This is a genomic window from Streptomyces sp. CB00316, assembly GCF_001905595.1.
Taxonomy (GTDB): domain Bacteria; phylum Actinomycetota; class Actinomycetes; order Streptomycetales; family Streptomycetaceae; genus Streptomyces.
On record NZ_LIXI01000005.1, the window covers coordinates 258,760 to 272,275 of the forward strand.

Here is a 13,516-nt window from a genome sequence, read left to right on the forward strand (position 1 = left end):
CGCTGCTCAGGCCCTCTTTCGTACGTCCCCGGGCGGCGGACGCCTGCCCGCCGGGCGAGCGCGCGCAGGAAGCGCAGGATCTTCCTGGGGGTCTTCCTGGGTGTCCAGCTCCTGTTCCTGATCTGGGTGACGCACGGGGCAGTCAGCCCGAGGCGGCGTCCCGCCCGAGGAGCGGCACGAGGAACCGGCTGGGTTCGCCGTGCCAGGTGATGGCGAGTGCGTCCCGGGCACGGGTCGCCGCGACGAAGAGCAGCGACCGGGCACGGTGCAGCTCCCGCTGGTGGCGGCTCGGGTCCGTGTGTTCCCACGCGTCGACGGAGGCCCGGGGCACTAGCCCCTCCGACGCTCCGGCGATGATCAGGCAGCGGTACTCCAGTCCCTTGAAGCGGTACATGGTGCCGATGTGGACGCCTTGGTCGCCGCGCGGCCCGTCCTGGGTGATCTCGGACGGGGTGATGCCGGCGCGTGCGAGGCGGTCGGCGATCTGGGTGACCATGTCGTTGGTGGGGACGCAGATCGCCGTGGACTCCCGGGGCACGTCGTGCCAGGCGCGCAACTGCTCCACGACGAGGTCCATCTCCTCGTCCCAGCTCCGGGCTCCGCGTAGCGACGGTTCCGTACCGTGGAGGACGGAGCGGTAGCCGGCGAGCGTGTCGGCGTCGCCGTCCAGGTCGTCGTAGTCGGCGCCGCCCAGGACCCGGATGGCGTCGCGCAGGATCTCGCGGGTCGTGCGGTAGCTGAGGGTCAGCCGGGAGGACCTGCCCCGGATGTGCACGCCGAGGCTGCCGAGGGTGACCTGGTTGTCGTAGATCCGCTGGTGGGTGTCGCCGACGAGGAAGATGTCGTCGGGTTCGGACGGCACCATGGCGCGCAGCATCTTCCAGTGGGCGGCGCTGAGGTCCTGTGCCTCGTCGACCACGACGTGGCGGTACCGGTAGCGCAGCCAGGCGCCGGAGCCTGCCTCGGCGTGGAGGTTGTCCAGACCGCCCCGCTCCTCACGTGCCTGCGCCCGCCGGTCGATGCGGGTCCTGCGGGCCATCTCCAGGCGGGCGGCCCGCTCCGCGATCTGACGGTGGGTCTCCAGGCCCTTGGTCTCCAGCCGCTGGGCGAAGCGTTCGGCCAGCTGCCAGATCCCGGCACGTTCGGAGCGGGTGACGCTGCGGCCCCGCCCCGCACGGCGTGCGGTGAAGTAGTCGCTCCGGTTGGACACGGCCTGGCCGAGGATGACCTGGTTCCACTCGTCGCTGAGGAACTCGGCGCTCCAACGCGCCTGCCCCGTCTCCACGAGGAGTTCCCGCCACTCGCGCAGGGCCGCCGTGTCGTCGATCCGCCGCTTCGCGTTGCCCGGGTCGGCCTCGCTGACGATGCGGGTGGCGAGCTGGTCGACGTGGGCGATGTCGACCCGGGCCAGGACATCCGGTCCACCGAGGGAGAGCAGCCGGGCCCTCAGGTCCGCGGCGAGGTTCCGGTTGAAGGTGGTGAGGAGTACGGGCGTCGTGTGGCCCGGCGGGAGCTGCCGCACCAGATGGCACACCCGGTGGAGAGCGACGATCGTCTTGCCCGTTCCCGGGCCGCCGCCGACCCGGGCGGGGCCGGAGTACCGCCGGCGGACCAGCTTCTCCTGGGTGGGATGGAGGAAGACCTTCCAGCGGCCGAAGTCACCTTCCTCCAGGATGCTCTGAAGGGATTCGTCGTCGGTGATCACCACCGTCTGGGAGCGGTCGACGGCCGCCTGCCAGTCGTCGGAGTCGAGGTTGTGCTCCGGCTCGGCCACGGCGACCGGCGCGGTCACCTGTTCCATGACCTCTTCGTACGGAACGCCGTCCCGCAGTCGGAGGAGGACCTCCCCGGTGTGACGGGGCGCGTACTCGGCGAGGCCGAGCAGTTCGTCGTCCGTCGTGAGTTTCCGGACGATCGGGAGGAGGGGCTGGGTGACGCCGAGGTCCACGAGCTGCTGGTCGGTGTACGCGCCGAAGAGGGGTTCCTCCGCCGGCTCCGGCGGCGCGGGTGCGGCGGAGGGAGGGGAGGCCGGTGCGGGAGCGGCGGGCGGTGTGGGGCCGCGGCGCAGCACGCTCTCCTCGACGACCTGGAGATCGACGTACTCGATGGCACCGGTGATGTGGTTGATGCCGTAGTTGAAGCGTTCGAGGTTCTTGTGGACGTGCCCGCGGTGTTTGACGGCGACGAGGAGCCAGTCGTCACCGCCGAGGCGGATCATCAGTGCGCGCCACTCCCGGTTGACGCGCGCCGACCAGAGCCGGTCGTGGCCTTCCAGCTGCTTGAGGTCGAACCCGCCGGCCTGGGGGTTGCGGCGGAAGTCGTGCTGGAACCTGTAGAACGCCCCGAGGACCGCGCGGTCCAGTTTGACGATCTCCTTGTCCGCTTTGTCCAGCAGGCGCAGGGTCACGCCCGTCCTGGGCGTGCTGGTGACCGTCATCGCTCGTTCTCCCCGTGGTCGTTCGTGGTCCCGTCCGCGTCGCCCCGCACGAGTGCGGCGAGTTCGCCGGCGTTCCATTCCGTCGCGGTACGGACCTGCCAGCCCGCGTCGCGGTAGGCCCCGTCCCGCCGTTCGGCGTCGATGTCCCGTCCGCTCCCGGGGTCCGGGCGGTGGGTGAGGACGACGCCCACCTTCCGGTCGGGCCAGGCGAGTTCGGCGGGCCAGGCGGCCGTTCCCAACTCATGACCCGCCTCGGGTGCGGGCACGCCCCCGTCGGCGAGCGCGTGGGCGAGTGCGTCCAGCCCGGGGTCCTCGACCAGCAGCTCGATGACCTCGTCCCATGCGGGGTCACGGACGGGCGCGAGGGGCGGCACCCCCTGCCGGCCCGTCGACGGTTCGCGGGCGTCCGGGGTCGGCTCGGGCACGTCCGACGCGGGCTCGTGCGCGCGCCGCTGGGAGGTGAGCCATCCGGCTCCGCCGGTGACCGCCAGCTCGGCCGGGTCGAATCCGGGCAGCATGCCGGTCGTCAGCTGGATGCCCTCCCCCTCCCCCGCGTCGAGGAACGGGAGCAGGTTGCTCCAGTAGAGCCATGCCTGCCAGCGTCTGCGGTGGGCCGCCTCGTCGGCGTCGACCGTGGCGGGGCTGTCGTCGAGGACGGTCAGGGCGGTCCAGGCCGCCCCGGTCTGCCCCCGGCGCAGGTCGAGCGCGATGGTGAGCGGGCACCCCGAGCCGTCCCGGGTCGCCATGACCTGGACGGCCCCCTTCCCCGCCGCCAGCCGCCGCCCGTGCAGCGCTTCGTGGATCCTGCGGCCGGTCTCCGCGCCGTCGGCCAGGGCCCTGCTGGTGGAGGAGACCGCCGCGAAGCCGGCGAGGGCGCTCTGGACGCGCAGCCGCCAGGCGTCCGGGTCCGGATCGGTGAGGTACCCGATGAGCGTCTCGACGGGGTTGACCCACACCAGGCGCGTCAGGTCGCGGGTGTCTCCCGCGTGCATGCGCCGGTGGACGTCCATGGCGGTCTTCTGCGCTGTGTTCGGGTACGGCTTCCACACGGGGTCGGTCCCGGGAGCGGTCCGTCCCGTCCAGGCCTGTACGTCGTCCCAGGAGAGCTGGAAGACCTGCCAGCCCTCGGCGCGCAGCCGGGTGCGCTTCACCGCGTCGGCCTCGGCGGTGAGGTGCCCCGGACCCGCGTGGTAGCGGTAGCCGTCCAGGTAGACGGCGACCCTGCGGTCGTCGTCGGTGCTGCGGAAGACCACGTCGGGCCGGGTGAAGCCGAGCGGCGTCTGGGTCTCCATCTGCCAGCCCCGGACGGTCCCGTCGGGTGCGGTGAAGCGCAGGGTGGTGTCCCGGGTGCCGTCGGCGGTGAGCGCGCTGCGGACGCTGACCTCGTCCACGCGGTCGGCCCATTCGAGCAGGCCGCGCCGGAAGAGGGCCTCCAGCTCGCTCTCCACCTGGTGCACGAGGGTGATGTCGCGGGTGGTGGCCACCGGCACGGTGCTCCAGCGGTCCGCCCCGCGGCCGAACAGCTCACCGAGCATGTCGAGGGCGTGCTCGCGGCTCACGAGCTCGTACTCGCCGTCGGTGACGTGCCGCAGCAGGCACCGGTGGCAGGCGGGCCGCCCCTGGCCCACGCACACACAGCTCTCGATCACCTGGCGTGCGTGGTCCAGTACGCCCCGCAGCCCGTCCCGGCCGGCCAGGCGGTGCAGGTACCCGGTGCCGCCGGGCAGGGTGTCGTACAGGACGAGGAAGTGGCGGCGGAGCGGGATCTCGCCCCCTTCCTCGGGCATGGAGTCGGTGACGACCGCGAGGTGGTCGGGGTCCCCTCCGTAGCTGCGGGCGATCCCGGCCAAGAGCAGCGCCTTGAAGGACGCGAGCCGCTCCTGGGTGTAGGCGGTGACGGCGGGGATGAGGAGGCGGAGCGCGTCGGTGCGCAGCTCGTGGGCGAGCAGCACCCGCTCGCCGCGCCGCGCGGCGTCGGCCGCCGCTCGCCGCCGGGGGCACCAGGGCCGGTGGTACTTGGCGTGCGCCGAGGTGTCGCTACCGTCGTGGGCGGCGGGGCCGCCGTCCGGGTCGGCGAAGCCGCACGCGTCGCAGACCCAGAACGGGTTGAGGCGCACTTCCCTCCCGGCGAAGTCCACGTCCGTGCCGCCGTCCACCCGGGTGGCTCCGACGTTGATGTGGCGGATACGCGCCTGGCGGGTGAACTCCCATCCGAAGGTGGCGTGTTCGTGCTTCCAGGCCTCTTCGACGTCGTGTGCGTCGATGTCGACGGCCGGGACGACGGTGTAGTGCCGTCGCTCCCGCTCGTCGGTGTCGTCGCGGACGCGGACGTCGTCGCGTTCGTCGCGGGAGGTGACGCGGCGCGGTACGAGGACCTTGTGCAGGCAGCCGATGTCCCCGATGGCGGCCGACCGGCAGCGGGGGCAGGGAGCGGCGTCCTGTTCGGCGCGGTGGGTGCGGACGTGGCCGCAGTCGGGGCAGACGCGCCACCAGAGCCAGGCGGGGCGTCCGGGGCTGCCGATGTCCAGTCCGGTGACGCGGTGCTTGTACCCCTGGACGTAGTAGTGGTTGCCGGGGGCGAACTCGGAGAGGGCGAGGCGGGCGGGGCGGCTGTGGCGCAGGGTCTTGCTGTGGTTGGTACGCGCCTCGTCGGGGGCCTTCTCCGTCCAGGTGAGCGTGGCCTCCAGCTCGGTGGTCGAGTCGATCAGGCTGTAGTTCGGGAGCAGCCCGAGGTCGACCAGGGCGCCGTGCGCGGTGGTGCGGCTGATCTCCCGGGAGACGCGTGCCACGTCCCGGCGTTCGGCGCGCAGTTCGCGTCCCTGCCGCTCGTGGTCGGGGTCGCCGGCGACGAGCAGTCCGTGGGCCCGGTCGATGGCCTCGGTGCGGCGCTGGAGTTCGGCGCGCCGGTCCTCCCAGCGCCGGCACGCCGTGTCGAGGGCGGCGCCGAGTCCGTCCTCACCGGGGTCGGTGGCGTAGGTGACGAGGGCGGCGCGGGCCTGCGGGCTGACGCCGGTGCCCCGGCTGTCGTCGTAGGCCGGGAAGAGGTCCAGGAAGCCCTGGACGAGCCGGGGCCCGGCGGCGAGGGCCGCTTCGGCGAACTCGGCCTGCCAGGCGGAGGTCCCGAAGAGGTCGGTGGCGCGTCCGGGAAGGGGCCGCAGGGGCGTCCCGTCGGGCGAGGCGAGCCGTCCGGCGCCCGCGAGGTCGAGGAGGTGGGCCAGGTACTGGCGGCGCAGGATCTCGGCGGCGGAGAGGTAGCAGCCGGGCGGCAGGACCTCTCCGGCGATCATGAGCCGGGGGTCTTCGAGGTAGTAGCGGTCGCGTGGGCCGCGGTCGACCATGGTGAGCAGGTAGGCGTTGCCGGTGGAGCGCCCGGCGCGGCCCACGCGCTGGATGTAGTTGGCCGGTCCCTTGGGCAGCGACGCGAGGACGACGGCCGACAGGTCGCCGATGTCGATGCCGAGTTCGAGGGTGGGGGTGCAGGACAGCACCTGCGGGTTGGCGTAGTGGACGCGGGTGCCCTCGCGGAACGCCTTCTCCACCGCTTCCCGCTTGGCGCGGCTGAGCGTGCCGGTGTGTTCGGCGGTGTTGATGGTGAAGACCCCGGCCTCGCGGTACATGCGGCGGTAGAAGTCGTCGGAGAAGTCCCGCTGCCGCAGTCCGCTGTCCAGGTCGCGTCCGGTGCCGAGGGTCCCGCCGCACCGGTAGCGGGGGCAGGGCTGCCCGTGCCAATGGTCGGCGAGGTCGGGGTGGATGGTCTGTTCCCAGAAGCACCGGGGGCAGTGCGCGGTGGCGTCGGGCAGTGTGTCGTCGGCGAGGGCCCGGACCTGGATGTGGCCGGGCTGGAGTCCGTAGACGCGGGTGGTGCCGTCGAGGGCGGTCCGTGCGGAGACGACGCCCGCGTCGGCGAGCGCGGGCAGCAGCCGGGTCAGGAAGAGGCCGGCCGCTTCGGGGCGCAGGCCCAGGGAACGTACGGCCCAGTCCTGGTACCACCCGAGCCGGCCGGTCAGGACGTCGAAGTCCTCGCTGCCCTGCTTGGGGGTGCCGAGCAGGAAGGCGGGGGCGGAGACGCCTCGGGGGAAGGCCGGCATGCCGGTCTCGCGCCCGCCCCAGATCGCCCATCGGCGCACCCCGGCCTGGCCCAGCCAGGGGTCCAGCCAGGCGTGCCGGACCGCGCCCCGGATGCGCATCCGTTCCAGCAGGCCCCGGACGAAGCCGGTGTACCGCTCGGGTCCGGGTGCCGAGCCGTCGGGCAGCGCGATGTCTCCCGGGGTGGTGAGGAGGGTCTCCCGTACGAGCTCCGCCACGGCGTCCGGGTCCGCCAGGGGCACGTCGGCGGCGATGGTGCGGGTGAGTTCCAGGGTGCGGCCCTGCCGGGATCGGAGGCCGAACTCCATGACGGTGGCGAACGCCAGGCGCTGGGCGATCAGCTCCCAGGTGGCCCGGGAGCCGCGGCTGCGTCCGGAGAGCAGCGTGTCCACGCCGCGGACGAGGTGGAGGTCCGGTGGGATGACGGCGGCCTGGACGGCCTTGCTGTCGACGACGTCCGCGATGAGGTCGGCGGCGAGGTCGTTCAGGGCGACCGGTCCGTCCTCGCTGATGCGGCTGGCGAGCAGCGCCCGCAGGGAGAACGTGTAGGAGCGGCTGGCGACGTATCCGGCTCGGTGGGCGGCGTCCTGCACGGAGTCGTTGAAGAGGAGCGTCTTGTCCTCTCCCAGGTTCTTGTCCAGTTCGCCGCCGGTGAAGAGCTGGGTGACGGCGGCGGCGGCGAGCGCGGCGAGGCCGGTGCCGAGGTAGCGGATGGAGTTGAAGGTCCGGCAGGCCGGGCACTGGTCGCGTTCGGCCGCCCGGTCGCCGTCGAGGTCGGTGTGGACGAAGGCGGCGTTGTGCAGGGGCGCAGGCCGGTGGGCTCCCTCGCCGTCGGCGGGCGCGGTGAAGTCGGCCTCGGGCGACAGGGGGCGCAGCCGTCCCCCGGTGCCTTCCAGGACCATGACGGCGGGTCCGCCGCGCCTGCGGTCCGCCCCGGCGCCGAACGCGGCCTCGTGCACCTCGCGCGGGGTCGCGGCGATCATGTTGCGCACCCGGCGCTTGTCGCGGCCGACGGAGGCCCGGCGGATCTTCGTGGCGTTCAGGTCGAGGTGGGCGGGGTCGACCTCGGGTGAGTAGGCGGCCCAGCCGGAGCGTCCGCACTCGCGGCAGAAGACGGCGGGCAGGAAGACCTCGGCGGGCGGCGGTGCGCTGTCGTCGGCCGGGACGGCCCCCTGCTCGGCGGCGTCGCGCGGTACGGCGGGCTTCTCCCCGTCGTACGGGGACGGCCCGGCGCCCGAGGTGCGGCCCGCGCGGGCCAGCGCACCGCCGGAGGTGACCCGTTCGTCGTCCCAGCGGAACTCGGCGCGGGCCGCGCTGATGCCGCGCAGCACCCGGGAGACGGAGCGCACCCAGTGGTGGATCTCGATGGAGAGCAGGGGCCGTCCGGGGCGTTCGGGGTCGCGGGCGTACGACAGGAGCGCGAGGTAGCGGGCGAGCGCCCTGGCGGCGAGGCCCGGCCGCCGCTGCACGGCGACGCCCCAGTGGTAGGCGTAGCGGGGCAGGATCTCGGTGATCTCGGCGAGGGTCCTGGGGGTGCCGTCGAGGATCTCCAGGACGGCGGAGGTGAGCCGGTGGCGGCGCAGGACGGCCCCGAGTTCCTCGGGGGTGGGTCCGGCCAGGCCGGTGAAGGCGGCGACGAGGTCGTCCATGGCCGCCGGGTCGCGGGTGGGGTCGCCGAGGGCGTCGACCTCCTCGGGCGAGGGGAACGGCAGGGTGAAGTCGCTCTCGCCGGTGAAGTCCCTGGCCGAGCGCCGGTCCTCGCCCACGACCGCGTCGGCCGTGAACGGTACGCCGAAGACCTGTTCGGCGACCTCCAGCATGCCGGGCCGCCCGGCCTCCCCCCGCCCGGTGCCCCGTACGCCGCTGTCGCCGGGGCCGCTCTCGCCGAGGGTGGCCGAGGTGGCGACGGGGCAGACGGGCCCCAGGGGCCGCCCGGGTTCGGCGAGCCGGGTGACCGAGCCGAGGCGGCGCAGCAGCATGGCCACGTCGGTGCCCTGCGCGCCGTCGTAGGTGTGGAACTCGTCGAGCACGACGTAGGCGAGCGGGGAGTCCTGCCACAGCCGCTGGTCCTCGGGCCGCTGGAGGAGCAGGTCGAGCATCTTGTAGTTGGTGATGAGGATGTCGGGCCGGGTGCGGCGGATCTCGTCCCGGTCGACGGCGATCGCGGGATTGGCCTGCTTGAACTCCTGGGACGGCCGGTCGCCGATGTAGAGCCCGGCCCGCACGCCCGCCTCGCGCAGCCGGGTGTCCTTCGGGTCGCCGAGTCGTTCGCCGATGCGGTGGGCCTGGTCGGTGGCGAGGGCGTTCATGGGGTAGAGCAGGATCGCCTTGACGCCCTCCCGGCCGGCCTCGCGTTCGCGGCGGCAGTGGTCGAGGACGGGGATCAGGAACGACTCGGTCTTGCCCGATCCGGTGCCGGTGGTGACGAGGGTGGGTTGTGCGGGGCTGCGCAGGGTGGAGAGCCGCTCCCAGGCCCGCTCCTGGTGGCGGTGCGGGGTGAAGTCCCGGGGCCACCAGTCCAGGTGCCGCTGCCAGTCGTCGTTCTCGGCGCTCCGGAAGGGGGTACGGACGCGGAGGTAGGGGCCGCGGAAGATGCCGTCCTCGGCGTCGCCGAGGAACCCCTCCAGGGCGCGGCGGGTGGACTCGTCGGCCAGCGCGTACGTCGTCGCGAGGTACTGGCTCAGGCTGGCCCGTACCTGGTCGGCGGCGAGGGTGGGACGCACGCGCGGTTCCTCCTTGGTGTGGATGGGGGGCGGGCGGACCGATGGGGTGCCCGGCCTCCGGCCTACGGTAACGGGGCGGCGGTACGGGCCCGGTCCCGCCTCACACGTCGAGCTTGCGCCCGGCGTACGCGATGCGCAGGGTGCGCTCCTCGTGGACCAGCCGGAAGTGCATCCGGCCCGGCTTCGGGAGGAAGTCGCAGTGCCAGTCGAAGAGCCGGTTCTCGCCGTCGGTGTCGGGGAACCAGCACAGCCGTCGGCGCGACTCGAACTCGGTGCGGACGTAGGACCGCCACCGCGGTGCGATGGGCTGCCGGACGGGGTCCCAGTCGCTGACCGCGTCCTGGAGCTCCCCGAGCCGTTCCCCCACGGGCCGCACCCACACCTCGGCCAGCTCGGCGAAGTGCTGCTCGGCGAGGGGCGTGAACTGGAGGAGGGGGAAGAGTTCCGGGCAGCGGGCCCACAGCTCGGTGCCGGACCGCAGGCTCTCGACGGCCTTCTGCCGGGCGGTGTTCGCCCCGCGCCGGATCCACGGGAGGTGGGTGGCGACGTGCTCCCGCCGGGCGGCGTGCACCACGTCGGCCTCGGTGAGCGCCGAGCCGCCGTCCTCGTCGTCGACCAGCTCCTCCCGTACGAGCGTGAGCCGGTCGGTGTCCCAGCGGGGCTCCACCGGAAGCGAGATGCCGAGCCCCCCGGTGAGGTGTGCGGCCCCGAGCCCTTCGACGGCGTCCCCGTCGTGCCGGTACTCGACGTCCGCGTGGGTCTCCCCCTCGGGGAACGCCTCCCGGTGGGGCCACTTGGACTGGAGGATGGCCAGCCGCTGCCACAGGTCCCTGGTGCCCGGGGACCCGATCCACTTCTGGATCGCGTGCCCCTGGGCGAGCTGTAACGCGGTCACCGGTTCCGCGGAGACGAGCAGGGTCCCCGCCCGGTCCTCCCTGGCCACCGCCAGGACCGCGCGGACCATGTCGGTCATGGCACGGTTGACCCGGTCCGGGTCGGCCTTCGTCTCGCAGGACCTCTCGTTCAGGAACAGCTGCGGCACGTCTCCCCCTCCGCGACGATGTCGGTGCGCCTGGCCCCCGCCCTCCCTGGCGGGGGTCAGCCGATGAGCTGGTCGAGCGTGTTCTCCAGCTCGTCGAAGAAGCCCGGGGGCCACTGGTCGAGCATGCCGTCCTCGTCCACCCGCGGGCTGACGAAGTCCACGCCCGTGCCGTCCCCCCGGAAGTAGTGGAACACCGCCTGCCCGGGGGTGATCCGCCCCTGCTTGACGGCGAGCCGCACCCCGTTGATGACGTGGTCGCTGTGCGTCTCCATGATCACCTGCGCGCCCTGCGCGGCGGCCGACGCGGCCAGTGTGGCCATCTGCGTCTGCCCCTGCGGGTGCAGGTGCGCCTCCGGGTTCTCCAGGAGGATCAGGGAGCCGTGGCGGGCGCTCAGGCAGGCGACGACGATGGGCAGGACGTAGGTGAGGCCGAAGCCGACGTTGCCGGGGCGACGGCGCCTGGTGGCGCCGAGCGTGCCCTGGAAGCCGTACGACAGGCTCACGGCGTCGGTGCCCTTGATGGCGGCGGCCTGGATGTCCACCCCGGGGCAGAGGTCGCCCATCCAGGCGGCGGTCTGGTCGATCAGCAGGTCGGAGGCGGCCTTCGGGTGGCGCAGCGGCCCCTCGGGCACCGGGTCCTCGCGGTGGTGGCGGAGGTAGTTGACGGTGTGCTCGCCGCGTACGCCGAGGAAGCCGCGGCCGATCGCCGCCTGGTGGTCGCGCGGGTAGAGCTCGGCGGGGGAGATCCGGTCGGCGTGCAGGTACTGGAAGGGGGCGGTGAGGAACTCGGGCGTCACGGCCTCGGGTCCCGCCGGGCGTTCACGCTCGCCTTCCGACGTGTCGGGCAGGTCCGCCTCCAGCAGGGGCAGGAGGTTCTGCTCGGCATCGCCCAGGGCGGTCCACCCGTAGTGGTAAGGCCCTTCGTCCACGGCGAGACTCATCCAGGGCTTGTCGGTGTCCTCGACGAAGTCCTCGTGGAGGACGTCCTCGCCTGTGCCGAGCCCGACGAGCTCACCGTTGAGCAGGAAGCCCCGGCCGGCCACGTCGGTGCGTCGGCCGGCCTGGCGGTCCTCGGCCGTGAGCGCGGAGAGCACCAGGTCGCCGGACTCGTAGGACTGGCGCAGGAGTCCCAGGGCCTGCAGAACGCTGCTCTTGCCGGAGGAGTTGAGACCGGTGAGAAGGGTGAGCGGACCGAGGGAGAGCTCCGCGTGCTGGAACGCCTTGTAGTTGTGCAGCGTCAGACGGTCGATCACTGTGCGGCTACCCCCCGGAACAGTCGTGCTACTTCGGCGAATCGGGTGCGGACCTTCGCCGGGTCTCCCGTGCTCCCCGAGATGGACCGGTGGAAGTCCCAGTCATCCATCAGCTCGAATAGCCGGGCGTGCACCTTCGCCCGCGACGCTACCAGTCTGCCCCGTTCGTGATCGTCGAGAAGCGCCAGATTCACGGAGATCGCGTCGAACAGGGCTTTGTTGATGACGGAGGAACTGCCCTTCCCCCCGCGCCACTTACGGAAGGCATGCTCACCGAACAACTGCTCCGCGCACTCCATAGCCGTCCGGAACTCCCGCACCAACTGCTCCCGCCGCTCGTCTGAAAGCGTGTTGAGGCGGTACATGGCGTCGGTCAGGAACTTGTTGAAGTCCCTCTCGGTGTGCGCCGCCGGGTTGGACTCGCGGAAGGCGAGAAAGCGCAGCACCATTTCCCGGTCGGCCATCCGCTCGTCCGAGACGCTCCAGCGGGTGGCCTCCCCGAACGCCGGGTCCTCCGCCAGGTCGGCGAGGAACTCCCGGGCGGCCCCCCTGACCAGAGCGTGCCGGAGCTCCTGCGGCGAGAGCGGCACCCCGCCGGTGTTGATCCGGGAGAACACGTTGTGCCGGACCGTCTCGGGGGTTCCCTGCCGCATGATGTGGACGGTGAGCTGCGTCTCCCTCAGCCGGATCTTCAGCCGCCCGGCGAGATCCCGGTAGGTGTTCCCGTCCAGCTGCCAGAGGTAGTCCATACCGCGCAGAGAGAGCGGCCCGAGCCCGGTGAGCGCGGGCTCCATGAACCGGGCGATGGCCGTGAGCCTCTGGACGCCGTCCACCACAGCCCATTTGTCGTCCTCGTCCTGGGCCATGTGGAAGGTGGAGACCGGGATGCGCAGCAGCAGCGACTCGATCAAGCGGCTCTGCCTGCGGTCGCTCCAGATACCGGAACGGCGCTGGAAGTCCGGCGCGAGGTCGATCATGCCCTCCCGCAGCCGGGACAGCAGCAGGTCCACGGTGGTGGTCTCGGTGTGGATCTTGATGCTGTCGGGCCGGAACGGGGCGGAGATGCCGTCAGCGTCCCGGTACTCGCCCCGCTCCTCGTCGTCCTCGTCGGCGGGGAGCTCCAGCTCGACGCCGGTCGGACGGCCGTCGGACCCGATTTCGATGGGTGGCCCGAGCGGCAGGAGGAGCGAGTCCGGCTGGTCGACGTCCTCGGCCACGACGTAGTCCGTGCGGCCTGCCGACCGGCTCCGCCCGGCACCCCGGTGATCCCCGCCGCCCTCGTCCACCGTCATGCCGCTCGCAGCCCTCCTCAGCATGCCACCGCCCTGCCGTGCCCGGCCCAGCCTATCGACGGGGCCGGGGACTGTCAGCGCGACTGCCCGGCGCCTGCCCGAAGCGTCCGGCGGCCGACCCGATCATCCGGAGGTCAGGTCCAGCTCGGCCACGACGGTCTTGCCGACGGGCAGGCGGTCGAGGACGTCCCACCGGTCCGCGAGCGCCTCGACCAGGAGCAGGCCCCGGCCGTCCTCGGCGAGGGGCCCGGGGGTGGGCCGGGGCAGGCCCGGGGAGGGCGGGCGGCGCTCCCCACGCGTGTCGGAGACCTCGATGCGCAGGGTCGCGCCGAGGAGCTTGACGGCGAGCTCGAAGTCCCGGCCGGGGACCCGCCCGTGCGTGACGGCGTTGGCGGCGAGTTCGGCGACGAGAAGGGCCGCGGTGTCGGACACCGGGCCGCCGTACGGCAGACCCCAGGTGTCCAGCTGGTGCAGGGCGAGCCGCCGGGCGAGCCGGGCGCCGCGCGGGGTGGAGCTGAAACGCTGGGTGAACACACGTACGGTAACGGGCGCCGCGTGGGTCACGGTGGGCGTGGACGGTGCTGTCATGAGCCCAAGGTTCCGCCGTGACAGGCGGGTTCACCAGATTCGCCGCGCGTACGCCGGATCAGCGTACGCGCTGTTCGATGGACAGTACGTGTCAC

The 13,516-nt window shown here is 72.8% G+C and carries 6 protein-coding genes; all 6 read right to left on the minus strand.

The features are described from left to right. Window positions 1–142: 142 nt before the first annotated feature. Window positions 143–2,437, minus strand: coding sequence for a UvrD-helicase domain-containing protein (locus AMK21_RS15780; protein WP_073878345.1), 2,295 nt, complete (start codon window positions 2,435–2,437; stop codon window positions 143–145). Further along, a complete protein-coding gene (locus tag AMK21_RS15785; protein ID WP_073878347.1) occupies window positions 2,434–9,246 on the minus strand; it encodes a DEAD/DEAH box helicase in 6,813 nt (2,270 codons plus the stop codon). The genes AMK21_RS15780 and AMK21_RS15785 overlap by 4 nt, the downstream gene beginning before the upstream one ends. 100 nt (window positions 9,247–9,346) lie before the next feature. Further along, a complete protein-coding gene (locus AMK21_RS15790) occupies window positions 9,347–10,288 on the minus strand; it encodes a hypothetical protein (RefSeq protein WP_073878349.1) in 942 nt (313 codons plus the stop codon). A gap of 56 nt (window positions 10,289–10,344) precedes the next feature. Continuing rightward, entirely contained in the window at window positions 10,345–11,541 is a 1,197-nt protein-coding gene (locus AMK21_RS15795; protein ID WP_073878351.1) for an AAA family ATPase, read from the minus strand. Further along, the gene (locus tag AMK21_RS15800) at window positions 11,538–12,833 is read right to left on the minus strand and encodes a DUF262 domain-containing protein (protein WP_073878353.1); all 1,296 of its coding nucleotides are present in this window, start codon (window positions 12,831–12,833) and stop codon (window positions 11,538–11,540) included. Before AMK21_RS15800 ends, AMK21_RS15795 begins: the two co-directional genes overlap by 4 nt. 123 nt (window positions 12,834–12,956) lie before the next feature. Further along, entirely contained in the window at window positions 12,957–13,421 is a 465-nt protein-coding gene (locus tag AMK21_RS15805) for an ATP-binding protein (protein WP_073878355.1), read from the minus strand. Window positions 13,422–13,516: the final 95 nt, after the last annotated feature.